Annotated in this window: 21 protein-coding genes and 1 pseudogene; 18 read left to right on the forward strand and 4 right to left on the reverse strand. The window is 70.6% G+C overall.

Going from position 1 to position 23,847, the window contains the following annotated elements:
* The first annotated feature begins 6 nt into the window (after positions 1-6).
* The 11 genes from pafA to D1369_RS33075 all read left to right on the forward strand — a co-directional run bounded on the left by pafA (position 7) and on the right by D1369_RS33075 (position 11,069).
* Positions 7-1,368, forward strand: a complete 1,362-nt coding sequence (gene pafA / locus D1369_RS33025; protein WP_007380857.1) for a Pup--protein ligase — start codon at positions 7-9, stop codon at positions 1,366-1,368.
* Positions 1,369-1,495: 127 nt separating this feature from the next.
* Positions 1,496-2,500, forward strand: coding sequence for an FKBP-type peptidyl-prolyl cis-trans isomerase (locus D1369_RS33030; RefSeq protein ID WP_007380856.1), 1,005 nt, complete (start codon positions 1,496-1,498; stop codon positions 2,498-2,500).
* A gap of 89 nt (positions 2,501-2,589) precedes the next feature.
* Positions 2,590-2,961, forward strand: coding sequence for an FKBP-type peptidyl-prolyl cis-trans isomerase (locus D1369_RS33035; RefSeq protein ID WP_007380855.1), 372 nt, complete (start codon positions 2,590-2,592; stop codon positions 2,959-2,961).
* Between the two features lie 188 nt (positions 2,962-3,149).
* Positions 3,150-4,103 carry a WYL domain-containing protein gene (locus tag D1369_RS33040; RefSeq protein ID WP_007380854.1) on the forward strand — a complete coding sequence of 318 codons (954 nt, stop codon included), beginning with the start codon at positions 3,150-3,152 and terminating at the stop codon, positions 4,101-4,103.
* Between the two features lie 19 nt (positions 4,104-4,122).
* Positions 4,123-5,199 carry a WYL domain-containing protein gene (locus tag D1369_RS33045; RefSeq protein WP_007380853.1) on the forward strand — a complete coding sequence of 359 codons (1,077 nt, stop codon included), beginning with the start codon at positions 4,123-4,125 and terminating at the stop codon, positions 5,197-5,199.
* The gene (locus tag D1369_RS33050; RefSeq protein WP_007380852.1) at positions 5,196-5,486 is read left to right on the forward strand and encodes a hypothetical protein; all 291 of its coding nucleotides are present in this window, start codon (positions 5,196-5,198) and stop codon (positions 5,484-5,486) included. Before D1369_RS33045 ends, D1369_RS33050 begins: the two co-directional genes overlap by 4 nt.
* A gap of 19 nt (positions 5,487-5,505) precedes the next feature.
* Positions 5,506-5,700: a hypothetical protein gene (locus D1369_RS33055; RefSeq protein WP_007380851.1), complete on the forward strand. Its 195-nt coding sequence runs from the start codon at positions 5,506-5,508 to the stop codon at positions 5,698-5,700.
* 258 nt (positions 5,701-5,958) lie between these two features.
* Entirely contained in the window at positions 5,959-6,246 is a 288-nt protein-coding gene (tatA, locus tag D1369_RS33060; protein ID WP_007380850.1) for a Sec-independent protein translocase subunit TatA, read from the forward strand.
* Between the two features lie 48 nt (positions 6,247-6,294).
* Positions 6,295-7,245 (forward strand): twin-arginine translocase subunit TatC, encoded by a 951-nt coding sequence (gene tatC / locus D1369_RS33065; RefSeq protein WP_007380849.1) that lies wholly within the window; start codon positions 6,295-6,297, stop codon positions 7,243-7,245.
* 31 nt (positions 7,246-7,276) lie between these two features.
* Positions 7,277-8,167, forward strand: a complete 891-nt coding sequence (locus D1369_RS33070) for a diacylglycerol kinase (RefSeq protein WP_118082769.1) — start codon at positions 7,277-7,279, stop codon at positions 8,165-8,167.
* Positions 8,168-8,207: 40 nt separating this feature from the next.
* Positions 8,208-11,069 (forward strand): DEAD/DEAH box helicase, encoded by a 2,862-nt coding sequence (locus D1369_RS33075; RefSeq protein WP_037899395.1) that lies wholly within the window; start codon positions 8,208-8,210, stop codon positions 11,067-11,069.
* A 64-nt stretch (positions 11,070-11,133) separates the two neighbouring features.
* Here the strand turns inward: D1369_RS33075 and atzF are convergent, their stop codons facing one another.
* The 4 genes from atzF to D1369_RS33095 are packed head-to-tail and all read right to left on the reverse strand — an operon-like array spanning position 11,134 to position 17,775.
* Positions 11,134-12,795, reverse strand: coding sequence for an allophanate hydrolase (gene atzF, locus D1369_RS33080; RefSeq protein WP_118082770.1), 1,662 nt, complete (start codon positions 12,793-12,795; stop codon positions 11,134-11,136).
* 47 nt (positions 12,796-12,842) lie between these two features.
* Positions 12,843-16,349, reverse strand: a complete 3,507-nt coding sequence (locus D1369_RS33085; protein WP_118082771.1) for a 5-oxoprolinase/urea amidolyase family protein — start codon at positions 16,347-16,349, stop codon at positions 12,843-12,845.
* Complete coding sequence (locus D1369_RS33090) at positions 16,346-16,954, reverse strand: urea amidolyase associated protein UAAP2 (RefSeq protein ID WP_037899389.1); 609 nt, start codon at positions 16,952-16,954, stop codon at positions 16,346-16,348. The genes D1369_RS33085 and D1369_RS33090 overlap by 4 nt, the downstream gene beginning before the upstream one ends.
* Positions 16,951-17,775, reverse strand: a complete 825-nt coding sequence (locus tag D1369_RS33095) for an urea amidolyase associated protein UAAP1 (RefSeq protein WP_118082772.1) — start codon at positions 17,773-17,775, stop codon at positions 16,951-16,953. Before D1369_RS33095 ends, D1369_RS33090 begins: the two co-directional genes overlap by 4 nt.
* A gap of 355 nt (positions 17,776-18,130) precedes the next feature.
* Here D1369_RS33095 and D1369_RS44125 point away from each other — a divergent pair.
* The 7 genes and pseudogenes from D1369_RS44125 to D1369_RS33130 form a co-directional block, all read left to right on the forward strand.
* Positions 18,131-18,322, forward strand: a pseudogene (locus D1369_RS44125) (heavy metal translocating P-type ATPase); the annotation flags it as partial.
* 68 nt (positions 18,323-18,390) lie between these two features.
* Positions 18,391-19,056, forward strand: coding sequence for a TetR/AcrR family transcriptional regulator (locus tag D1369_RS33105; protein WP_118082773.1), 666 nt, complete (start codon positions 18,391-18,393; stop codon positions 19,054-19,056).
* A 249-nt stretch (positions 19,057-19,305) separates the two neighbouring features.
* Positions 19,306-20,895 (forward strand): ATP-binding protein, encoded by a 1,590-nt coding sequence (locus tag D1369_RS33110; RefSeq protein ID WP_202476944.1) that lies wholly within the window; start codon positions 19,306-19,308, stop codon positions 20,893-20,895.
* On the forward strand, positions 20,892-21,299 hold the full coding sequence (locus D1369_RS33115; protein ID WP_007380839.1) for a roadblock/LC7 domain-containing protein: 408 nt from the start codon (positions 20,892-20,894) through the stop codon (positions 21,297-21,299). The genes D1369_RS33110 and D1369_RS33115 overlap by 4 nt, the downstream gene beginning before the upstream one ends.
* The gene (locus tag D1369_RS33120; protein ID WP_007380838.1) at positions 21,296-21,712 is read left to right on the forward strand and encodes a DUF742 domain-containing protein; all 417 of its coding nucleotides are present in this window, start codon (positions 21,296-21,298) and stop codon (positions 21,710-21,712) included. Before D1369_RS33115 ends, D1369_RS33120 begins: the two co-directional genes overlap by 4 nt.
* A complete protein-coding gene (locus tag D1369_RS33125) occupies positions 21,693-22,313 on the forward strand; it encodes an ATP/GTP-binding protein (protein ID WP_007380837.1) in 621 nt (206 codons plus the stop codon). Before D1369_RS33120 ends, D1369_RS33125 begins: the two co-directional genes overlap by 20 nt.
* Positions 22,314-22,386: 73 nt before the next feature.
* A complete protein-coding gene (locus D1369_RS33130; protein ID WP_007380836.1) occupies positions 22,387-23,844 on the forward strand; it encodes a cytochrome P450 in 1,458 nt (485 codons plus the stop codon).
* Positions 23,845-23,847 lie beyond the last annotated feature (3 nt).

Consider the following 23,847-nt stretch of genomic DNA (forward strand, 5'->3'; position numbering starts at 1 on the left):
TCAGTCATGGACCGCCGCATTTTCGGGCTGGAGAACGAGTACGGCGTCACGTGTACGTTCAGGGGACAGCGACGCCTGTCTCCCGACGAGGTGGCGCGGTACCTCTTCCGCCGTGTCGTGTCATGGGGCCGCAGCAGCAATGTCTTTCTGCGAAACGGCGCACGCCTCTATCTCGACGTGGGCTCACATCCGGAATACGCGACACCCGAATGTGACAACGTGACCGAACTGGTCACCCACGACAAAGCGGGCGAGCGCATTCTCGAAGGACTCCTGGTGGACGCCGAACGACGCCTGCACGAGGAAGGAATCGCGGGCGACGTCTACCTCTTCAAGAACAACACGGACTCGGCCGGCAACTCCTACGGCTGCCACGAGAACTATCTCGTCGCCCGCCACGGGGAGTTCTCCCGGCTCGCGGACATTCTCATTCCGTTCCTCGTCACCAGGCAGCTTCTCTGCGGTGCCGGCAAGGTGCTGCAGACCCCGCGGGGCGCGGTGTACTGCGTCAGTCAGCGAGCCGAGCACATCTGGGAGGGCGTCTCCTCGGCGACGACCCGTTCCCGGCCGATCATCAACACCCGGGACGAACCGCACGCCGACGCCGAGCGCTACCGCCGCCTGCACGTCATCGTGGGCGACTCGAACATGTCCGAGACGACCATGCTGCTGAAGGTCGGCGCGACCGACCTGGTGCTGCGCATGATCGAGGCGGGCACCGTGATGCGTGACCTGACCCTGGAGAACCCGATCCGGGCGATCCGCGAGGTCAGCCACGACATCACCGGCCGGCGCAAGGTGCGTCTGGCCAGCGGTCGCGAGGCCTCCGCGCTGGAGGTGCAGCGCGAGTACTACGACAAGGCCGTGGACTTCGTCGAGCGGCGCGGGATCCGCACCGGCACCGTCGACCAGGTCCTGGAGCTGTGGGGCCGCACGCTGGACGCGATCGAGGCGGAGGACCTCGACCGGATCGGCACCGAGATCGACTGGGTCATGAAGTACAAGCTCATCGAGCGGTACCGGGCCAAGCACAACATGACCATGTCCCACCCGCGGGTCGCGCAGATAGACCTCGCGTATCACGACATTCACCGCCGTCGTGGGCTCTACTACCTTCTGGAGAGGAAGGGTCAAGCCGCCCGTATCTGCAACGACTTGAAGATCTTCGAGGGCAAGTCCGTTCCGCCGCAGACCACTCGGGCGCGGCTGCGCGGTGACTTCATCCGCAGGGCCCAGGAACAGCGCCGGGACTTCACCGTCGACTGGGTCCATCTCAAGCTCAACGACCAGGCACAGCGCACGGTGTTGTGCAAGGACCCGTTCCGATCGGTCGACGACCGGGTCGAGAAACTGATCGCCGGAATGTGAGCAAAGCGTTCCGGATCAGCGCCGGAACGCAACACGGGCGCCGTACGTTTCCCGTACGGCGCCCTTCTCACGCCGTAGAGTTGCGCGCACGCCATCAACAAGATCGACCGATTACGAGGCTTTCACCGTGCGCCGACGCTCCCTTCTCATCGCCGTTCCCGCAGGACTGGCCACACTCGCCGCATGCGGTGACGACAAGTCCGACTCGAGCAAGGCGAGCGACAGCGCGTCACCCTCGCCGTCGTCCTCGGCCTCCCCGGCGCCGCCGCCGAAGATCGTCGCCGGTCCGCTGCCGGCGGTCACGGCGGGCACGAAGTTCGGTGAGAAGCCGACGGTCGCCAAGGGCAGCGGCGACCCTTCGAAGGATCTCGCGGTCAAGACGCTCATCGCGGGCGGCGGCACCACCATCGCCGAGGGCGACTACATCCAGGCCCACTACCTGGGGCAGATCTGGAACACGGCCAAGGTCTTCGACAACTCCTACGACCGTAAGACGGCGCTGGTCATCCAGCTCGCGCAGAACAGCATCATCGACGGCTGGCGGTACGCCCTGACGGGCAAGAAGGCCGGCAGCCGCGTCCAGTTCTCCGTCCCGCCCACCTGGGGGTACGGCAAGCAGGGCAATGCGCAGGCGGGCATCAAGGGCACCGACACGCTGGTCTTCGTCGTCGATGTGCAGGACACGTTCAACGCGAAGAGCTCCGCCAAGGGCAAGACCGTCGCGCAGGGCGACGCCAAGCTGCCCAAGGTCGGCACCAACACCGACGGCAAGGCCCCCTCCATCGAGATCCCCAAGGCGGACGCGCCCACCAAGCTGGTGTCGGAGTACGTCATCGAGGGCGACGGCGACGAGGTCGCGGCCGACAGCACGCTGCTCGTGCAGTACAAGGGCGTGGTGTGGGACTCCGGCAAGGAGTTCGACTCGACGTACAGCCGCAAGCAGCTGGCGTCGTTCTCGCTCCAGCAGGTCGTCAAGGGCTGGGCGCAGGGCCTGACCGGCAAGAAGGTCGGCAGCCGGGTGCTGATCTCCATCCCGCCGAAGCTGGGCTACGGCGACAACCCGCCGGCCGGCAGCGGTATCGAGAAGGACTCCACGCTGGTCTTCACCGTGGACATCCTCGCGAAGATGTGACGCACGGGGGGACATGCGCGCGGGTCTCCGTGACCGGGATGTAAGACTGGACCCTGTTGCCTTTCCGTGAACAAGCAGGAGCGAGTGACGTGAGCATCGACAAGCCCGAGATCGACTTCCCTGAGGGCGCGCCCCCGGCGGACCTGGAGATCAAGGACATCTGGGAGGGCGACGGCGAGGTTGCGCAGGCCGGCCAGACCGTCACCGTCCACTACGTGGGCGTCTCCTTCAGCACCGGCGAGGAGTTCGACGCCAGCTGGAACCGTGGCCAGCCGTTCCGCTTCCCGCTGGGTGGCGGCCGGGTCATCAAGGGCTGGGACCAGGGCGTGCAGGGCATGAAGGTCGGCGGCCGTCGCCAGCTGACCATCCCGGCCCACCTCGCCTACGGCAACCAGAGCCCGACTCCGGCGATCAAGCCCGGTGAGACCCTGATCTTCGTGGTCGACCTCCTCGGCGTCTGATCGTCGTACCGGTGTCACCGGAGCAGCCGTAAAAGATCGCGTCGCGGCCGGATCGCCGTACGACATCCGACCGGACCTGATCGACCAGGGCCCATGCCTGTCCGGGCATGGGCCCTCGGCTTTTGCCTTGCTCCTTCGGGGCGGTACGGTCAACGTCCGTAAGCACCATAGGGAGGCGAAGGGCGTCGATGGCCATTGCCAAGGCCGAGCGGCTGATGAACCTGGCGCTGTGTCTGCTCGGGACGCGACGGCCGCTGAGCAAGCGTGAGCTCAGGGAGTCCATCGAGGCCTACCTGGAAGCCAATTCCGACGACTCCTTCAACCGGATGTTCGAGCGCGACAAGGACGATCTGCGCGAACTCGGGCTCGTGATCGAGACCGTGGAGAACCTCGACGGCGAAGTCGGCTATCTCGCCCGCCGGGACAGCAACCGGCTGCCGCCCATCACGCTCGACGCCGAGGAGGCCGCCGCCCTGGGCCTGGCCGCCAAGGTGTGGCAGCAGGCCCGGCTCGCCGGCGCGGCCAGCGGCGCGCTGCAGAAACTGCGCGCGGCGGGGCTGCCCGAGGACGTCGACCCGTACGAGGCGCACGGCGCCCTGGAGCCGCGCATCCCGGTGCACGAGGCCTCCTTCGAGCCGCTGATGCTCGCCTGCCGCGACCGCCGTCCGGTCGTCTTCGACTACCGCAAGGCCACCGCCGCCCGCCCCGAGCCGCGCCATGTCGAGCCGTGGGCGCTGGAGTGCTGGCGCGGCCACTGGTACCTGGCCGGATTCGACCGGGACCGGGGCGCCGAGCGGGTGTTCCGGCTCTCCCGGATCACTGGCAAGGTGCGCTCGCGCGGCACCCGGTTCACGGCCCCGGTCCCCGATGTCGTCACCGTCCGCGAGACCGTGGCCAGCTGGGCGGGGGAGACCGCGGACCGCAGCGCCCGGATCCGGCTGCGCACCGACGCCGGGTACCCCTTGCGGGCGAAGGCCACCTCGGTGCGGGAACTGGGCGACGGCTGGGACGAGTTGGAGATTCCGTACGGCCACGGCCTGGACGCCTGGCTGGTGGAGTTCGGTCCCGACGTGGTGGTCCTGGAGCCCGCCGAGTTGCGGGCCGACGTGGTGGACCGGCTGCGTGCCGTGGCCAAGGGCTGAGGGGGAGCGGAAGAGAACTGTGGCAGGCAAACCGGTCAGGCCCACGAACGCCATCGACCAGACCCGGCGGATGCTCTCGCTGGTGACCTATCTGAAGGAGCGCCCCGGAGCACGGGTCGAGGACGTGGCCCGCGCCTTCGGGATCACCGAGGACGAGCTGGTCTCCGACCTCGATGTGCTGCCCATGTGCGGCACCAGCTTCCGCGGCGGCGATCTGCTCGACATCGACACCGACGGCGAGCGGATCTGGTGGCACAACCCCGCCGCCCTCGGCGAGGAGACGGCCGAGCCGCTCCGGCTCGCCGCCGACGAGGCGACCGCGCTGCTGGTGGCCGCCCGCGCGGTCTCCACGCTGCCCGGCCTCAGGGAGAGCGACCGGCAGGCGCTGCTGCGAGCCACCGCCAAGGTGGAGACCGCGGCCGGTGAGACGGCAGGTGCCAGCGCCCGGCTCTCGGTGACCTTCGAGTCGGAGGGCGGTGTCTTCGCGGACGTCGACCGGGCCATCTCCGAGCGCCGGAGGCTGTGGATCCGCTACTACTCGCCCGCCCGTGACGAGCTCACCGAGCGTGAGATCGACCCGATCCGCCTGGTCAGCGTCGGCCACACCTATGTCGAGGCCTGGTGCCGCCGCTCCGAGGCGCGGCGCACCTTCCGGCTCGACCGGGTCGCCGAGATCAAGATCCTCGACGAGCCGTCCGCGCCGCCCGAGGTCGAGCTCAGGGACCTGTCGGAGGGGCTGGTGCAGCCCGCGGCCGAGGACCCCGAGGTGGTCGTCGAGGTCGGTCCCGGCGGCCGGTGGGTAGCCGAGTACTACCCGCACGACAGTGCGGATGAGCTTTCCGACGGCGGGCTGCGTATTACCCTCCGCACCCCCGACCCGGCATCGCTGCGCAGGCTGGCCCTCCGGCTCGGCCGCGACGGCCGCATCGTCTCGCCGCGCGGCCTCGCCGACAGCGCCCGCGAGGCGGCCCGCGAGGCACTGGCGGCCTACGACGGGGTCGAGGCGCAGGGCGCGCAGACGGCGGACGCGGGGCGCGACGGTCAGTACGACGGGCAGGGCGACGGTCAGCAGGACAGGCAGGAGCAGGGGCTTTGAGCGAGTCGGCGACGTCCGGTGCGGGTATCTCGGTGGCTGCCGCCTTCGCGGGAATGAGAAGCGCGGCTCCGGTGACCTTCAAGGCCGGCTGCCCGGATTGCCGGGAGCGGTTCGAGCTGGCCGCCAGCGCTTTCCGCCTCGCCATCGGCGCGACCAGCCGCACCACCTTCTACTCCTTCACCTGCCCCGGGTGTGGCGCGGCCGTCCGCAAGCCCGCCGGCGAGCGGATCGTGGAGCTGCTGACCGGCGGCGGGGTGCGGACGCTGCGGCTGCACTCCACCCTCTAGACCCTCTAGGCTCGGTGTCATGTTCTGGCCGATGTTCGCGGTAGCTGTGGGTTTCGTGGGTCTCGCCGTACTCGGTGTGCTCGCCGTCCGGGTCTTCCTGGAGGCCCAGCGTCTCGGGCGCCAGGTCGCGGACTCCGCGCAGCGCATCAACAGGGCCGCGGAGGATCTGGAGCGCGCGGCGGTCAGTACGGCCCGTTCTGTCGACTCACTGTGAGTACGGCTGAGAGTTGGGTGTGAGTCGAGCGGCGCATGCGTTTTGGGACACTTCGCCCTGTCACCCTGGCGGGGTCGGCAGGTACGCTGCTGGTCGCGGTCCGGATAACGAGGCTCGGCCGCGAACCGGGAGTACGCACGGGGATTGCCAGGCGTTCACCCCTGAGCGTTACGATCGCTGTCAGCACGACTGATCGGACACATGTCCGACCGGTCGGACAGCACCCCACAAGCCGCCTCGGTGAGAAGGTAAAGACTTATGTTCGGAAGGCTCGGCGCCCCCGAGATCATTCTCATCCTCGTCGTCATCATCCTGCTGTTCGGCGCGAAGAAGCTTCCCGACATGGCGCGCTCGCTCGGCAAGTCCGCTCGCATCCTCAAGAGCGAGGCCAAGGCGATGAAGGAAGAGGGCAGCGGCACGGCGACCCCGGCCGGCCCGCCCAACACCGACGAGCAGAACCCGGCTCAGCGCACCATCCAGGCCGCCCCCGGCGACGTGACGAGCTCGCGCCCGGTCACCGAGCCGACGGACACGACCAAGCGCTGACGCGGGGCCGGTGATCACCGGCCCGCCCGCACGAGATGGGAACGTGGGTTGCTCAAGTCTGCCCGCAAAGAGGAGAGGGATCCCGAGGGGCGGATGCCTCTCGCGGATCACCTTCGTGAGCTCCGCAACCGGCTCGCGAAGGCGATGCTGGCCATCGTCATCGTCACGGTCGTCGCCGCCTTCTTCTACAACGACATCATCAACTTGATCACCAAGCCGATCCTCGACTCGGTCGGCTGTGACAAGTCCTTCGCGGAGCTGGCCAAGTCGACGCAGTCGACCAAGCCGTGCGCCGAGATCACGATCAACGGCCTCCTGGCGCCCTTCACGCTGGCCCTGAAGGTGTCGCTGATGGCCGGCGTCGTCGCGGCCTCGCCGGTCTGGCTCTACCAGCTGTGGGCCTTCGTCGCCCCCGGCCTGCACCGCCACGAGAAGAAGTACGCGTACGCGTTCGTCGGCACGGGCGCTCCGCTCTTCCTCATCGGAGCCTACTTCGCCTACACGGTCCTGCCGACCACGGCGCAGGTGCTGATCGGCTTCACCCCGGGCGGCACCTCCAACCTGCTGCCGCTGGACGACCTGCTCGACCTCGTCCTGCGCATGGTGCTGGTCTTCGGCCTCTCCTTCGAGCTGCCCCTGCTGCTGGTCTTCCTCAACCTCACCGGGTTGATCACCGGCAAGCGGATGCTCGGCTGGTGGCGCGGCATGATCATGGCCATCACCGTGTTCGCGGCCGTCGCCACACCGAGCACCGACCCGCTCACCATGCTGGCGCTCGCCGCCCCGATCTGGGTCCTGTACTTCGCGGCGACCGCCTTCTCCCTGCTCAACGACCGGCGCAGGCGCCGTCGCGAGGCCGAGGGACCCGACGACGACGAGGCCTCCGACCTGGACCTCACCCCTGAGGACATCGGCGAGGTCGAGACCGTCTCCGCCAGCCGGGCGCTGCCCGAGCAGTCGGCCACGGACCGGGTCAACGGTTATGACGACGTGACCTGACGACCGGGAAGCGGCTCGTAAGGTCACTTCCGTGACCAGCGAGATCACCCTCTTCGTCAACCCCACCGCGGGCCGCGGCCGGGGCGCCCACGCGGCGCAGCCGGCCGCTTCCGCGTTGCGGGCCGCGGGCTTCGCCGTGCGGACCGTACTGGGCGTGGACGCCGCCGACGCCCTCGCACGCGCGCGTGCCGCCGTCGCCGGCGGCACCGGCGCTCTGATCGCGGTCGGCGGCGACGGCATGGCCAACCTCGCCCTCCAGGCCGTGGCCGGCACCCGTACCCCCTTCGGCCTGGTCGCCGCCGGCACCGGTAACGACTTCGCCCGCGCTCTCGGGCTGCCGGTGCGGGACCCCGCCGCCGCGGGCCGGCTCATCGCCGAGGCCCTCAAGGAGGGCCGCGTCCACGACACCGACCTGGGGCAGGCCGGTGACCACTGGTTCGGCACCGTCCTCGCCTCCGGCTTCGACTCCCGCGTCAACGACCGCGGCAACCGGATGAGATGGCCCACCGGCCGCCTCAAGTACGACCTCGCGATGCTCGCCGAACTGGCCGCCTTCCGGCCCCTCCGGTACCGGATCACGCTCGACGAGGGCCGGGTCCACGAGGTCGAGGCGACCCTGGTGGCCGTCGGCAACGGATCGTCGTACGGCGGCGGCATGCGCATCTGCCCGGGCGCGGACCTCACCGACGGGCTGTTCGACATCACCGTGGTCGGCGACTGCAGCCGTACGACCCTGCTGCGGGTGTTCCCGCGCGTGTACCGGGGTACCCACGTCGACCATCCCAAGGTCACCGTGCTGAAGGCGGCGAAGGTCGAGATCACCGCCGAGGGTGTCACGGGGTACGCGGACGGCGAGCCGCTCGGGCCCCTGCCGCTGAGCGCGCGCTGTGTCCGCGGGGCGGTGCCCGTGGTGGGCCCTTGAACTGCGTGAAGGGCAGGTTTCGCGCACTCCGATCCGGATAATGATCGTCCTGTTGTCAGTGGTGCCGGGTACGCTCGAAAGCACGATGACAGAGGACCTCTCACCGGCCGAGCGGTACGCGGCAGCCCGCCTGCGGGCAGCCGAGCAGGCCACCGCGCTCGCGGACTTCCGCGAGATGTACGACTTCGGTCTCGACCCCTTCCAGATCGAGGCCTGCAAGGCTCTCGAGGCCGGCAAGGGCGTGCTGGTGGCCGCCCCCACCGGCTCCGGCAAGACGATCGTCGGCGAGTTCGCCGTCCACCTCGCCCTCCAGCAGGGCAAGAAGTGCTTCTACACGACCCCCATCAAGGCGCTGTCCAACCAGAAGTACGCGGACCTGAGCCGCCGTTACGGCGCGGACAAGGTCGGCCTGCTCACCGGCGACAACAGCGTCAACTCCGACGCCCCCGTGGTCGTGATGACCACCGAGGTGCTGCGCAACATGCTGTATGCGGGCTCGCAGACCCTCCTCGGCCTCGGATACGTGGTCATGGACGAGGTGCACTACCTCTCCGACCGCTTCCGGGGCGCCGTATGGGAAGAGGTGATCATCCACCTCCCCGAGTCGGTGACCCTGGTGTCGCTCTCGGCCACCGTGTCCAACGCCGAGGAGTTCGGCGACTGGCTCGACACCGTCCGCGGCGACACCCAGGTGATCGTCTCCGAGCACCGGCCCGTGCCGCTGTTCCAGCACGTGCTCGCCGGGCGACGGATGTACGACCTGTTCGAGGAGGGCGAGGGCAACAAGAAGGCCGTCAACCCCGATCTCGCGCGGCTGGCCCGGATGGAGGCCCAGCGGCCGTCGTACCAGGACCGCAGGCGCGGCCGGGCGATGCGCGAGGCCGACCGGGAGCGCGAGCGGCGGCAGCGGTCGAAGGTGTGGACGCCGAGCCGGCCCGAGGTCATCGAGCGCCTCGACGCCGAGGGCCTGCTGCCCGCCATCACGTTCATCTTCAGCCGCGCCGCGTGCGAGGCGGCCGTACAGCAGTGCCTGTACGCCGGTCTGCGGCTCAACGACGACGAGGCGCGGGGCCGGGTGCGCGCCCTCGTCGAGGAGCGCACCGCGTCCATCCCGCACGAGGACCTGCACGTCCTCGGGTACTACGAGTGGCTGGAAGGCCTGGAGCGCGGTATCGCCGCCCACCACGCGGGCATGCTGCCGACGTTCAAGGAGGTCGTCGAGGAGCTGTTCGTACGCGGCCTGGTCAAGGCGGTGTTCGCGACCGAGACGCTCGCGCTGGGCATCAACATGCCCGCGCGCTCGGTGGTGCTGGAGAAGCTCGTCAAGTGGAACGGCGAACAGCACGCCGACATCACGCCCGGCGAGTACACCCAGCTGACGGGGCGTGCGGGCCGGCGCGGCATCGACGTCGAGGGCCACGCGGTGGTGCTGTGGCAGCGCGGGAGCAGCCCCGAGCACCTGGCGGGACTGGCCGGCACGCGCACGTACCCGCTGCGCTCCAGCTTCAAGCCGTCGTACAACATGGCGGTCAATCTCGTGGAGCAGTTCGGGCGGCACCGCTCGCGCGAGCTCCTGGAGACGTCGTTCGCGCAGTTCCAGGCCGACAAGTCGGTCGTCGGCATCTCCCGGCAGGTGCAGCGCAACGAGGAGGGGCTGGACGGCTACAAGGCCTCTATGACCTGCCACCTCGGCGACTTCGAGGAGTACGCACAGCTGCGCCGCGAGCTCAAGGACCGGGAGACGGAGCTGGCCCGGCAGGGCGTCTCCCAGCGGCGGGCCGAGGCGGCCGTGGCCCTGGAGAAGCTCAAGCCGGGCGACGTCATCCACGTGCCGACGGGCAAGTACGCGGGCCTCGCACTGGTACTCGACCCGGGCCTGCCCGCCGGGCGGTCCAACGGCCACCGGGGCTTCGAGCACCACGACGGCCCCCGGCCCCTGGTGCTGACCGCCGAGCGGCAGGTCAAGCGGCTCGCCTCGATGGACTTCCCCGTGCCGGTCGAGGCGCTGGAGCGGATGCGGATCCCCAAGTCCTTCAACCCCCGCTCGCCGCAGTCCCGTCGGGACCTGGCCTCCGCGCTGCGCACCAAGGCCGGGCACATTCCGCCGGAGCGGGCCCGCAAGAAGCGGGCGCAGGCGGCCGACGACCGTGAGATCGCGCGGCTGCGGACGGCGATCCGGGCGCATCCCTGCCACGGGTGCAACGACCGCGAGGACCACGCCCGTTGGGCCGAGCGCTATCACCGGCTGCTGCGCGACACCTCGCAGCTGGAGCGGCGCATCGAAGGGCGCACGAACACCATCGCGCGGACCTTCGACCGGATCGTGGCCCTGCTCACCGAGCTGGACTACCTGCGCGCCGACGAGGTCACCGAGCACGGCAAGCGGCTGGCCCGGTTGTACGGCGAGCTCGATCTGCTGGCCAGCGAGTGCCTGCGGGAAGGCGTCTGGGAGGGGCTCGGCCCCGCCGAACTGGCCGCGTGCGTGTCGGCGTTGGTGTACGAGTCCCGCGTGGGCGACGACGCCATGGCGCCCAAAGTGCCGTCCGGCAAGGCCAAGGCCGCGCTCGGCGAGATGGTGCGGATCTGGGGACGGCTGGACGCCCTCGAGGAGGACTTCCGCATCAACCAGACCGAGGGAGTGGGCCAGCGTGAGCCCGACCTCGGGTTCGCCTGGGCTGCCTACATGTGGGCTTCCGGCAAGGGGCTGGACGAGGTGCTGCGGGAGGCGGAGATGCCGGCCGGGGACTTCGTGCGGTGGTGCAAGCAGGTGATCGACGTGCTGGGGCAGATCTCGGCGGCGGCACCGGTTTCCGGGGGCGAGGGGTCCACCGTCGCGAAGAACGCGCGGAAGGCCGTTGATCTGTTGCTGCGGGGGGTTGTGGCCTACTCGTCGGTGGGGTGACGGGTTCGGGGGCGGGTGCGGGTGCGGGTGCGTGGGGAGCTGGTCGCGCAGTTCCCCGCGCCCCTTAAAAACCTTGGCTCGGCCTGTGCTGCAGAAAGCCGCGCCATCCTCCGTATGACGTGACGTCCTCAGCGTCCTCCAGTGCGCTTGGTTCGCACAGGAAGCCGGGGATCCTGGTGCCGTCCGTCAGTTCTACGCTTCCCAAGGCCATGGGGCGGGGGAGTGTCGCCAGGAGGCGACCCAGGCCCTCCGCCGGGAGGCGCCAGACCTCTGCTTCGATCGCGGCGCCACCCTCGCCCACGTGGACCAGGCCCGGCTTCGGCGGGACCGTCCGCAGGGCGTGCAGGCGGTACACCGGGGCCGTGGTCGTCGTACGGTCGTAGCGGGCGCCCAGGGACAGCAGTTGGGGGTTGAGCGGCTGGCCCGTCAGGTGCGCGCCGACCACCGCGAGCCGGGTCTCCGGCTGGAGCAGGCGCGCGATGCTCGCCAGGCGCTCGTCGGTGTGCGCCGGGCCGATCAGCATCACGCCGAACGGGAGACCGTTCACCTCGCCCGCCGGAACGGCTGCCGCGGCCAGGTCGAAGAGGTTCGTGGAGTTGGTGAAGCGGCCCAGGCGGGCGTTGGCGCCGAGGGGGTCGGCGGCGACCTCGGCGAGGGTGGGGTGACCGGGGGTGGTGGGCAGGAGAAGGGCGTCCGCGTCGGCCAGCTCGGCCAGGGCCCGGGTGCGGAGCGTGGCCAGGCGGTCCAGGTCGGCGTAGAGCTGGTGGGCCGGGAGGTCGCGGGCCCCGGTGATGATGGCGGCGACCGTGGGGTCGAGGGAGTCGTCGTGTGCCGCTGCCGCCTTGTCGACGAAGGCACCCACCGCCGTGTAGCGCTCGGCCACGAACGCGCCCTCGTAGAGCATCGCCGCCGCCTCCGTGAAGGGCGCGAGGTCGAGCTCGCGTACCGACGCGCCGGCCGTGATCAGCTGCTCCACCGCCTGTTCGTACGCCTCGGCCCAGCCCTCGTCCAGTTCGCCGAGCTGCTCGCGCGGCGGGACCGCGATGCGCCAGGGGCCGGGCCGGCGTCCGGGGAGGGCCGGGGCGGTGCCGGTCGTCATGTGGGACAGCGCCTGTTCGGCCTCCGGGAGGGTGCGGGCGAAGACCGTCACGCAGTCGATCGAGGCGCAGGCCGGGACGACCCCGGCCGTGGGGACCAGGCCGCGGGTGGGCTTGAGCCCGACGATGCCGTTGAAGGCGGCCGGGACCCGGCACGAGCCCGCCGTGTCGGTGCCGAGCGCGAAGTCGACGATGCCCAGCGCCACGGCGACCGCCGAACCGGAGCTGGAACCGCCGCTCACCCTCGCCGGGTCGTACGCGTTGCGGACCGCGCCGTACGGAGAGCGGGTGCCGACCAGGCCCGTCGCGAACTGGTCCAGGTTCGTGGTGCCGAGCACGATCGCGCCCGCCGCGCGGAGCCGGGCGACCACCGGGGCATCGGCGCCGGGACGGTAGGCGTACGACGGGCAGCCCGCGGTGGTGGGCAGGCCGGCCACGTCGATGTTGCCCTTGACGGCGAACAGGCGGCCCGCGAGGGGGAGTCGCTCGCCTCGCGCGAGCCGTTCGTCGATCGCCCGGGCCTCCTCCTCGACCTCCTCCCGCGGACGCAGATCGATCCAGATCTCCGGGCGGTCCACGGCCTCGACGCGGTCGTGGGCGGCACGGACCCGGGTGACGGTGCTGGACATGGCGCGCTCCTCTTTCACTGTGCGGGCTCTGCGGCCTGTGCGGGCGTTCACTGTGCGGGCGGGGCCAGGACGAGCAGTGCCGTCCCCGCCTCCACCTGGTCGCCCGGCCTGGCCAGGATCTCCGCGACCACGCCGGCCGCCGGCGCGTGCACCCTGGACTCCATCTTCATCGCCTCCAGGGCCAGGAGCGGCTGCCCGGCCGCCACCTCGTCACCCGGCTCGACGTTCAACTGCCATACGGACGCGGCGAATTCGGCCTCGATCAGACGGCCGCCCGGGGGGACCGCGATGTCGACGGGGGCGACGGCCGGCGTGGCCGCCGACTCGGCCCGCGCGAACTCGCCCGCCGCCTCCCACGCATCCCGCTCCGCGGAGAAGGCCGCCTGCTGGCGCTCCCTGAACTCCGCTATGGGCTCGGCGTGTTCGGTGAGGAAGGCCTGGTACTCGGCGAGCGAGAAGGTGCCCTCCTCGATGCGGGGCACGAAGCGGCCGGACGTGATGTCGGCGCGCAGCTCCAGCAGCTCGTCCGCCTCCACCGGATACCACTTGATGCGGTCGAAGAAGCGCAGCAGCCAGGGCGAGCCCGGCTCGAACGCGCCGCGCTGCCGCCAGGGCGACCACACCTGGGTCGTACGGCCCACGAACTGGTAGCCGCCGGGGCCCTCCATGCCGTAGATGCACAGATACGCCCCGCCGATGCCGACGGAGTTCTCCGCCGTCCAGGTGCGTGCCGGGTTGTACTTCGTGGTCACCAGGCGGTGGCGCGGGTCGAGAGGCGTGGCCACCGGGGCTCCGAGATAGACATCGCCCAGGCCCAGGACCAGGTACTCCGCGTCGAAGACCGTACGGTAGACGTCGTTCACCGAGTCCAGGCCGTTGACGCGGCGGATGAACTCGATGTTCCACGGGCACCAGGGCGCGTCGTCGCGCACGCCCGCCATGTAGCGGGCGATGGCCTCGCGGGTCGCCGGATCGTCCCAGGAGAGCGGGAGATGAACCGTGCGGGAGGGGACGACCAGTTGGTCGGAGGGCGGGAGCGACCCGGTGATCTCCCTTACGGTGGCGAGCAGTTCGTGCTGGGGCAGCCGGTTCGGGTCCGTCCGGATCTGGAGGGAACGGATGCCGGGGGTGAGGTCGGTGATGCCGTCCGGGCCCTGTTCGGCGACCGCCTCCATCAGCGCGTGGACGCGCATGCGCAGCGCCAGGTCCAACTGCATGGGGCCGAATTCGACCAGCAGGTTGTCGTCGCCGCTGCGGCGGTACGTCACGTCGCCGTCGCGGGCGAGGATGCCGCCGTCCACGATCGCCGGGCGCGCGGAGCCGTCCGTGTGCACCGGGACGAAGCGGACCGTGTCACCGGGGCGCAGCTGGCCCAGCTTCCAGCGCTCGGTGCTGATGACGGTAGCCGGGCATACGAACCCGCCGAGCGAGGGCCCGTCCGGGCCCAGCAGCACCGGCATGTCGCCCGTGTAGTCGACCGCGCCGACCGAGTACGGGGTGTCATGGATGTTGGACGGGTGCAGGCCGGCCTCGCCGCCGTCGGTGCGGGCCCAGCGGGGCTTGGGGCCGACCAGGCGGACGCCGGTGCGGGCCGAGTTGAAGTGGACCTTCCAGTCGGCGGCGTAGAAGTCGCGGATGTCGTCCTCGGTGAAGAACTCCGGGGCGGCGTGCGGGCCTTCGGCGGCGGCGATGTGCCAGGTGGAGGTGAAAGAGGGGCGCTCCCCGACGGGCGTGCCGTCGGCCTGGGCTCCGCCGTGCAGTACGTCACCCGTCCGCAGCGCCCGTCCGCCGTGTCCGCCGAAGCGGCCCAGTGTGAACGTGCTCGCGCTCCCGAGGAAGGCCGGGACGTCGAGGCCGCCCGCGCACAGGACGTACGTCCGCAGGCCGTGTTCGGCGGGTGCGCCGACTTCCAGGACTCCGCCCGCGGGCACGGTCACCGGTTCCCACTGCGGCACCGGGGTGCCGTCGAGGGTGACCGGGGCCGGAGCGCCCGTCACACAGACGGTGGTGGGGTGGGTGAACCTCAACGACGGTCCCTGCAAGGTGCATTCGAGGCCCGGGGCGCCTTCCGGGTTGCCCAGCGCCCTGTTGCCGAGCCGGAACGAACGGTCGTCCATCGGGCCGCTCGGCGGAACGCCGACCTGCCAGTAGCCGGTGCGGCCCGGCCAGTCCTGGACCGTGGTGAGGGTGCCGGCGGCCACGACCTCGATGCGCGGGGTCGGGTCCTGGACCCCGGACAGGGTCGCCGTGGAGTGGGCGGCCGCCTTGAAGTCGCTGTCGGCCAGTGCCGCCCGGACCAGGCCCAGGTTGGTCTCGATGCCGTCGACACGGGTGCGTGCCAGGGCCTGGTCCAGCCGCTGGAGCGCGTGGGCGCGGTCCGGGCCGTACGCGATGACCTTCGCGAGCATCGGATCGTACGACGTCGTCACCTCGGTGCCGGTCTCCACCCAGCCGTCGACGCGGACCCCGGTGGGGAACTCGACCCGCGTCAACAGGCCGGCGCTGGGCCGGTGTTCGCGACAGGGGTCCTCGGCGTAGACGCGGGCCTCCACGGCGTGGCCGCGCGGGGGGCCCGGCTCGCTCACGACGTCCCGCTCGCCCCGGGCCAGGCGGAGCATCCAGGCGACCAGGTCGACACCGTAGATCTCCTCGGTGACCGGATGCTCCACCTGGAGACGGGTGTTGACCTCCAGGAAGTAGACCTCCTCGCGGGCGGCGTCGTAGACGAACTCGACGGTTCCCGCGGAGCGGTAGCCGACGGAGGCGCACAAGTCGCGGGCGCTGTCCGTGAGTTGTGCGCGGACGTGAGCGGGGAGACCGGGCGCGGGAGCCTCCTCCACGACCTTCTGGTTGCGGCGCTGGAGGGAGCAGTCGCGGTCGCCGAAGGTGACGACCGTGCCGTCGCCGTCGCCGAAGACCTGCACCTCGACATGGCGGGCCCGCTCGACGAGCCGTTCCAGGAAGACGCCGGCGGAGGAGAAGGAGGCGGCGGCGACGCGCTGCACCCGGTCCCAGGCGTCGGTCAGTTCGTCGGCGGAGCGGCAGGCCGACATGCCGATGCCGCCGCCCCCGCCGGTGGCCTTGAGCATGACGGGATAGCCGATGGCGCCGGCCGCTTCGAGGGCTTCGTCGAGGGAGGGCAGCAGGCCCGTGCCCGGCGCCAGCGGCACCCCCGCCGCCTGCGCCGCGGCCCGTGCGGTGTGCTTCGCGCCGAACAGCTCCAGCTGCTCGGGCGTCGGGCCCACGAACACGATCCCGGCGTCCTCGCAGCGGCGCGCGAACGCGGCGTCCTCGGACAGGAAACCGTAGCCGGGGTGGATCGCGCCCGCGCCCGAGTCCTTGGCCGCCTTGAGCACCAGGTCGGCGTCGAGGTACGACTCCTTCGCGGGCGCCGGGCCGAGGCGTACGGCCTGGTCGGCGAGCCGGACGTGGGGGGCGGACCGGTCGGCGTCGGAGTACACCGCGACGGTCCGTAGGCCCAGTTCGCGGGCGCTGCGGATGATCCGGACCGCTATCTCGCCCCGGTTGGCGACGAGGAGGGTGTCGAAGCTCATTCCGCGACCACCTCTGCGGCGTCGATCGTCATCTCCACGGGTGTCGGGTCGAAGCCGTTGCAGGGGTTGTTGATCTGGGGGCAGTTGGAGACGAGGACGAGGACGTCCCGTTCGGCGCGCAGGGTCAGGGAGAGGCCCGGGGCGGACATGCCGTCGACGATGCCGAGGGTGCCGTCCTTCTCGACCGGCACGTTCATGTACCAGTTGATGTTGGAGACGAGATCGCGCTTTCCGAGGCCGTGCTTCGAGCCCTCGGCGAGGAAGTTGTCCACGCACGCGTGCTGCGACCAGGTGTGATGGCCGTAGCGCAGGGTGTTCGACTCCTTGGAGCAGGCGCCGCCGACCGTGTCGTGGCGGCCCACGTCGTCGGCGGTGACCGTCATCAGCGGGGTGTGCTCGTCGGACATCAGCACGCTGCCCGTGGTGAGGAAGATGCCGCCCTGCGCCTGAATGGTGTCGGGGGCGCTGTAGCGGACCGCCGTGTCGTGGGCGTCGTAGACGAGGAAGTCGACGGCCTGGTTGCCGTGCAGGTCGGTGATGGTGAGCGTCTCGCCCTCGCGGATGACGGAGGACCAGGCGGTGCGGGCCGGAACCACGGTCTTCATGCGCGTCCCTTCGAGGCCAGGAATTCGGCGGTGTTCAGGAAGGCGCGGCGGCCTTCGGGGGTGGCGTCCCAGAGGGGGTCGCCGGCGCGGGTGGGCTCGGCGCGCCAGGCGAGGACCTCCAGCGGAGTGCTGACGTAGGCGGGCCGGGGGTCGGCGGGGTGCGGGACGTTCGCGATCAGGACCGTCACGTCCTGTTCGGCGCGGAGGGTGACGCTGCCGCCGGGGCCCGCCGAGCCGGTGAAGTCGAGGCTGCCGTCCTCGCGGATCCGCACGCCCTGGAAGAAGGAGAGGGAGGGCGGGAGGTCGCGGGGTTCGAGGCCGTTCTTCGCGGCTGCCAGCTTGAAGAGCTCGCGGCCGGCGGGGGAGGGGCTCTGGGGCGTGCCGTCACCGTAGCGCGCGGTGTTGCGGACCAGGGTGGAGGTGCCGCACAGGGCGTCGTGGCGGCCGGAGCTGTCGGCGACGACGCTCGCTAGGACACGGCCCTGGTCGGACAGGAGCAGTTGGCCCTCACCGAGGTAGGCGTTCCACTGGACCTTCACCGTGTCGGCGACGTTCAGCCGCTCCCAGGGGCGGCCCTCCGCGTACAGGATGAGGTGGGCGCAGGCGTCCCCGTGGAGGTCGGTGAGGCGCAGTTCGGTGCCGCGGGCGAGGACGCGGTGGGTGTAGTTGCCGCCCGCGACGGTCTCCGCCCACACCAGGGGGCCCGCTGCGGGGGGCGGGTCGGGCCAGTCGCCGGCCGGGACGACGGGCATGGCCTCGGTACGGGTGCCCTCCTGTGCACGGGCGTGGTCTCGGGCTCCGTATGTGGTCTCTGTGGCCATGGCGGACCTCCGGTTCCGGGGCGGGGGTTGGGTGGGGTGGGGGTGGGGCGTGGTGAGGGTGGGGCGGGGTGAAGTGTTTCTGTCGCTTGACAGAAATTAGGGGCCGGGTAGGTCGGGGGAGTTGCCCGGGTGTTGCCGGGTGGTTACCGGCGGCTCACCGGGGGGTGGGGGAGGGGGGCTGATGGCGCGCGGCGATCCTCGGTGGGTGTTCCCGGCGTGGGTACTCGCGGGCTGCGCCCTGGCGGGTGGCGAGACCGTCGATGGGGCGCGGTCGTGGTTGCGGGCTCCGGTCTCGCGGTCGTGGTTGCGGGCTCCGGTCTCGTGGTCGTGGTGCGGGCTCCGAGTTCGCGGTCGCCGTGCGGGCTCCGACCTGGCGCTGGAGACCGCGGACGTGGTGGTCGTACCGGACGGGCGCGCGACCGTTCCGGCGGTCGTGCGGCTGTCCCGGGCCGCCCGCCGACCGGTCCTCCAGAACCTGGCGGTCGCGGGTGCCTTCATCGCCGGGCTCGTCCTGTGGGGCCGCCTCGGCCATCTCGCGCTGTCGCTGTCCCGGGGTGCCCGAAGGTCGCCGTCGCCAGGAGAGCGCCGCGCGCCCTGTGTGCGAGGATCGAACGCATGGGTACGACAGGTGGGGCGGCGGAGTCCGGGCGGCGGGTCGGCAGGCCGCGGGCCGATCGGCGGCCGGACAGCGGGCTGGCTCCGCGTGAGGAACTCCTGGTCGCCGCAGCCGAGTTGTTCACCTCGCTTGGCTATGCCGCCACCAGCACCCGGGCCGTCGCCGAGCGCGCGGGCATGCGGCAGGCGTCCATGTACCACTACGTCTCCGGCAAGGAGGAGCTCCTCGCCGAGCTACTGGAGTCCACCGTCACGCCTTCACTGACGTACGCGCGTGAGCTGCTCGCCGACGACACGGCACCGGCCGAGAACCGGCTGTGGGAGCTGTGCCGTGCGGACGTCGAGGTGCTGTGCGGCGGTCCGCACAACCTCGGAGGCCTCTACCTGCTGCCCGAGGTGCGCGCCGAGCGGTTCGCCGGCTTCCATGCCGTGCGCGCCGAACTCAAGGATGCCTACCGGCAGTTGCTCGCCGCGACGGCCGCGGGTGGCGCCCTCGCCAAGAGTGAGCTCGATCTCCGCACGGACCTGCTCTTCGGCCTGATCGAGGGCGTGATCCTCGTCCACCGCTCCGACCCCGAGCGACCCGCCTCCGCCTTCGCGGAGGCGACCGCGGACGCCGCCCTGCGCATCGCCGGAGTCCGGCTCCGGCACCCGGCCGGAGGCTGATCCTCACTCGCCGCGGTGAGGGGTTTTCGCGCGCCCGTACGTCATGACTCGACGTGTTCGGGTGATGTCGGAGCGTATAAATGGGCCGAGGGTACTCCAGTCGCAATGCCCGTTTCAGGCGCTTGCTGAATATGACACGGCGATGATCCGGTCGGACTAAGCTCGCCCGCAGCGCACCGAGTTGATGTGTATTCGTGCGCTTGTTCCCTATATGTGCGACTCCCCGTCGATACGTCTCAGAGGGCCCACATGGTGAGTGTTCAATCCCCCCCAGGACGCCGTGAACTGCCGTATGCGCGCGTGCTGTTGCTCCCCGCCATAGTCATGGCCGCAGTGACCGGGGCCGGTGTCGCGCTGGTGCAGCAGCCCGCCAGGGCCGCGGTCGGCTGGTGCGGAGCCGTCGCCACGCTGCTGGTGATCGCGGTGGCGGCCGAAGCCGTCCGGCGCGGTCGTGAACTGCGCGAGCAGCGACTCGAGCACGTCCGTCACACGGCTCATCTGAAGCAGCGCATCGCCGATCACGACCAGGACCTGATCCGGTTCGCCAAGGAGATCGCGCCGACCGCGCTGGACTGGCTGCGCCGCGGAAGTTCGCCCGGAGAGGTGATTCGCCAACTCGGCGAGTTCGACCCCGCGTGGGCGGACCTGCCCGAGCCGCAGATCCGGCTCCTCAAGACGGTGCTCACCATCGTCGACACCGAGGAGATCATGCGCGACGCCGCGCAGCGCTCCTTCGTGAACATCGCCCGACGCGTGCAGGCCATCGTCCATCAGCAGGCCAACGAACTGCGGGAGATGGAGGAGGACCACGGCCGCAACCCCGAGGTCTTCGACGACCTGCTGCGCATCGACCACGGCACCGCGCTGATCGGCCGGCTCGCCGACTCCATCTCCGTCCTCGGCGGCGGCCGCCCCGGCCGGCAGTGGCCCGAGCCCGTCGCTCTGTACAGCGTGCTGCGCGGCGCCATGTCCCGGATCCTGGAGTACCGGCGCATCGACCTCTCCTCGATCGCCAAGGTCAACGTCAAGGGCACCGCCGTCGAGCCGGTCATCCACGCCGCGGCCGAACTCCTCGACAACGCCACCCGGTACTCGCCGCCCCAGAGCAAGGTGCACGTCACCGCGACCGAGGTGCAGACCGGCGTCTGCATCGAGATCGAGGACGCCGGCGTCAGCCTCAGCGAGGAGGCCCGGCTGCGGGCCGAGGGCATGCTGGAGCGGGCCAAGGCCGGCGTGGACTTCCAGGACCTCGGTGAGTCGCCGCGCCTCGGCCTCGCCGTCGTGGGCCGGCTCTGCCAGGCGTACGACATGCAGGTCTCCCTGCGGGCCTCCGCGTACGGCGGCGTCCGCGCCATCCTCGTCGTGCCCAGCGACATGCTCACCGACGAGCCCGGCGTCGGACTCGCCCACGGCATCGGCGCCACCGCCGTCCCCAAGGCCGAACTCGGCGCGCTGCCCGGACCCAAGCGCACGATCAAGAAGCGCCGCCCCACCAGCCCCAAGTTCACGACACCGGTGTCGATGGAGGACGACGTCCCCGAGGTCACCGAGTGGACGGCCAACGGGCTGCCGCAGCGCCGCAGCCGGGTCAAGACCTCCCTCACCCAGCGCTACGCCGAGCAGGCCGAGATCGAACGCGCCGAGCGGGAAGGCCGCCCGACCATCTGGTCGACGGCCGGCCGCGGACCCGAGCCCGAGCAGAAGCCGGACGACACCCCGCCGGGCCTGTGGGTCCAGGCGTTCATGGACGGCCTCAAGCGCCCCACCGCTTCCACCGCCAGTCAGCCGACCGACGAACCGGCCCGTACCGAGGCCGAAGACGAGGGGAACCTCAAGTGATCCAGCAGCGAGGCAACTTCGACTGGATGCTCCAGGACCTCGCCAAAGGCGTACCGGGCATCCAGATGATCGTGGTGCTCTCCGCCGACGGCCTGCGCATCGCCCGCCACGGCGGCGACCCGGACACCGCCGACCGCGTCGCCGCGGCCTGTGCGGGCCTGCAGAGCCTGGCGGGCGCCGTGGCCGGGGAGATCCCCGGCAGCGACGGCAAGATGAAGATGGTCCTCATCGAGATCCACGGGGGCTACTTCTACCTGATGGCCGCCGGCCCCAACGCGTATCTCGCGGTGCTCTCCGACATCATCACCGAACCCGGCCACATGAGCGCCCGCATGAGCGATCTGGTCGTCCGCATCGGCGCGCACCTCACCAGTCCGCCCCGCCGCAACGGGCAGACCGTATGACTCCTCCACAACGCCGACGGCGATTCCCCAAGGCCAGTCCGGAACCGCAACCCCCGCAGGAGGGCCAGGACCCACCCGAGGGACCGAAGAAGAACCCCGAGCGGCTGTACGTCATCACCGGCCCCGACGGAGCCGAGCGCTCGGAACTCGACCTGGTCACCTTAATCGTGGCGCACGCCGACCCCCCGCCCTCCGCCACGCCCGAGCAGGCGGCGCTGCTCAGGCTCTGCACGGCCCCGCTGTCCGTGGCCGAGCTGTCCGCCTATCTCAGCCTGCCGTTCAGCGTGGTGACCGTCCTGCTCACCGAGCTGCTGACGGCCGAACTGGTGACGGCGCGCGCCCCGGTGATCCGCCAGGCGCTGGCCGACCGTTCCCTCCTCGAAGCGGTGATGCATGGACTTCAAAGGCTCTGACACCATCCCAGGTCCGCGAACAGAGGACCACCTCCCCCAAACCGCCCAGGCCGCGGTGAAGATCGTCATCGTCGGCGGCTTCGGCGTCGGCAAGACGACCATGGTCGGCTCGGTCAGCGAGATCAAACCGCTGACCACCGAGGAGACCATGACCCAGGCCGGCATCGGGGTCGACGACAACTACGGCTCCGAGACCAAGACGGCCACCACGGTGGCCATGGACTTCGGCCGCATCAGCATCACCGAGCAACTGGTGCTCTACCTCTTCGGAACCCCCGGCCAGGAACGCTTCTGGTTCCTGTGGAACGGCCTGTTCGAAGGAGCGCTCGGCGCGGTGGTCCTGGTGGACACCCGACGCCTCGAAGTCAGCTTCGACGTCATGGACCGCCTGGAGGAACGGGGCGTGCCCTTCGTCGTCGCCGTCAACACCTTCCCCGACGGCCCCCGCCACGCCATCGAGGACCTGCGCAGCGCGCTCGACCTCAGCGCGGACATCCCCATCGTCGAGTGCGACGCGCGTCGGCGGGCGTCGAGTCGGGATGTGCTGATGACCTTGATGCGGTTTCTGCATTCGCTGGCGGTGGAGAGGGCTCCGGTGTGAGCCGAGGCCCGGCAGAGCCGTCAGACCATGACTTTTTTCAGACCAGATCGACCTCAGCTCCGGAGCGACCATCGTGACGCCTGAACCCTTTTCCCCGGCCGGTACGGATCACTCGACAGCCGCCCCGCCCCCGGGCTGCCCCGCGCACGGCATCGGCGTCGGCGGACTGCGTCGGTTGTACGGCCCCGAGGCGCAGGACCTCGGAGCCGTGTACGAGACGCTCCGCGCCGAACACGGAACCGTGGCTCCAGCGCTGCTCCATGATGACGTGCCGATCTGGGTCGTGCTGGGCCACACCGAGAACATGCACATGCTCCGCACCCCCTCGCACTTCAGCCGTGACACCCGCCTGTGGGGCCCCATGCAGGACGGTACGGTCAAGCCGACTCACCCGATGATGCCGCATCTCGCCTGGCAGCCTCTCTGCTCCCATGCCGAGGGCGAGGAGCACCTGCGACTGCGCGGAGCGGTCAACGGTGCCATCTCGACCATCGACCACCGGGGCGTCCGCCGTCACATCAACCGTGCGACCCAGCACCTCGTCAACAGGTTCTGCGAGCGGGGCAGCGCCGATCTGGTCAGCCAGTTCGCCGAGCGCCTGCCGATGATGGTGATGTGCGAGATCTTCGGCATGCCCGACGAGTACAACGACCGGATCGTGGAGGCCGCCCGCGACCTGCCCAAGGGCACCGCGACGGCCATCGAGAGCAACGCTTACATCATGGACGTCCTCACACGGCTCACCGCCCGTCGCAGGGCCGCACCCGAGGACGACTTCACGAGCCACCTCATCAACCACCCGACGCGGCTCACCGACGAGGAGGTCAGCCAGCACCTGCGCCTGATCCTGATCGTCGCGTACGAGAGCACTGCCAACCTCCTTGCCAACGTACTGCGGGTGGTGCTCACCGATCCGCGGTTCCGCGCCCAGCTCAACGGAGGCCAGATGACGGTGCCCCAGGCGGTGGAGCAGTCCATGTGGGACGAGCCGCCGTTCAGCGCCGTTCTGGGGTACTTCGCCAAGCAGGACGCCGAGTTGGGCGGTCAGCGCATCCGCAAGGGTGACGGTCTGATCCTGGGCATCGCGCCGGGCAACGTCGATCCCCGCGTCCGTCCCGACACCAAGGCCAACATGCAGGGCAACCGCTCCCACCTGGCTTTCAGCGGCGGTCCCCACGAATGCCCGGGTCAGGATATCGGCCGTGCCATCGCCGATGTCGGTGTCGACGCGCTGCTGACCAGGCTTCCGGACGCGGAACTCGCCTGCGACGAGGACGATCTGGAGTGGGAGGAGACCCTTTCCAACCGGCATCTGGTGGCCCTGCCGGTGAAGTTCGCGCCCAGGCCCCAGCAAGACGTCATGGCGCGCCCCGCGCACCCGGCTCCGTCCCAGCGCCGCACCGACTGGCAGGTCAGCACGCCGCAGCGGGAGCCGGTGGCGCCGGAGCCCGTCGCTCCGGCACCGGTGCCCGAACCGGTCGTACGGCTCGGGGCGTTCCAGCGTCTGCTGCGCTGGTGGCGTGGCGAGTGAGCC

Origin of the sequence: Streptomyces sp. CC0208 (assembly GCF_003443735.1) — a bacterium.
Classification (GTDB): Bacteria; Actinomycetota; Actinomycetes; order Streptomycetales; family Streptomycetaceae; genus Streptomyces; species Streptomyces sviceus.

Bases quoted from the DNA above. Each gene is read 5' to 3' on its own strand.
- pafA (WP_007380857.1), top strand. From the start codon at position 7: ATGGACCGCCGCATTTTCGGGCTGGAGAACGAGTACGGCGTCACGTGT.
- D1369_RS33120 (WP_007380838.1), top strand. From the start codon at position 21,296: ATGACTCCTCCACAACGCCGACGGCGATTCCCCAAGGCCAGTCCGGAA.
- D1369_RS33090 (WP_037899389.1), bottom strand. From the start codon at position 16,954: ATGAAGACCGTGGTTCCGGCCCGCACCGCCTGGTCCTCCGTCATCCGC.
- tatA (WP_007380850.1), top strand. From the start codon at position 5,959: ATGTTCGGAAGGCTCGGCGCCCCCGAGATCATTCTCATCCTCGTCGTC.
- D1369_RS33055 (WP_007380851.1), top strand. From the start codon at position 5,506: ATGTTCTGGCCGATGTTCGCGGTAGCTGTGGGTTTCGTGGGTCTCGCC.
- D1369_RS33105 (WP_118082773.1), top strand. From the start codon at position 18,391: ATGGGTACGACAGGTGGGGCGGCGGAGTCCGGGCGGCGGGTCGGCAGG.
- D1369_RS33075 (WP_037899395.1), top strand. From the start codon at position 8,208: ATGATCGTCCTGTTGTCAGTGGTGCCGGGTACGCTCGAAAGCACGATG.
- D1369_RS33125 (WP_007380837.1), top strand. From the start codon at position 21,693: ATGGACTTCAAAGGCTCTGACACCATCCCAGGTCCGCGAACAGAGGAC.
- D1369_RS33095 (WP_118082772.1), bottom strand. From the start codon at position 17,775: ATGGCCACAGAGACCACATACGGAGCCCGAGACCACGCCCGTGCACAG.
- D1369_RS33085 (WP_118082771.1), bottom strand. From the start codon at position 16,349: ATGAGCTTCGACACCCTCCTCGTCGCCAACCGGGGCGAGATAGCGGTC.
- atzF (WP_118082770.1), bottom strand. From the start codon at position 12,795: ATGTCCAGCACCGTCACCCGGGTCCGTGCCGCCCACGACCGCGTCGAG.
- D1369_RS33110 (WP_202476944.1), top strand. From the start codon at position 19,306: ATGGTGAGTGTTCAATCCCCCCCAGGACGCCGTGAACTGCCGTATGCG.
- D1369_RS33040 (WP_007380854.1), top strand. From the start codon at position 3,150: ATGGCCATTGCCAAGGCCGAGCGGCTGATGAACCTGGCGCTGTGTCTG.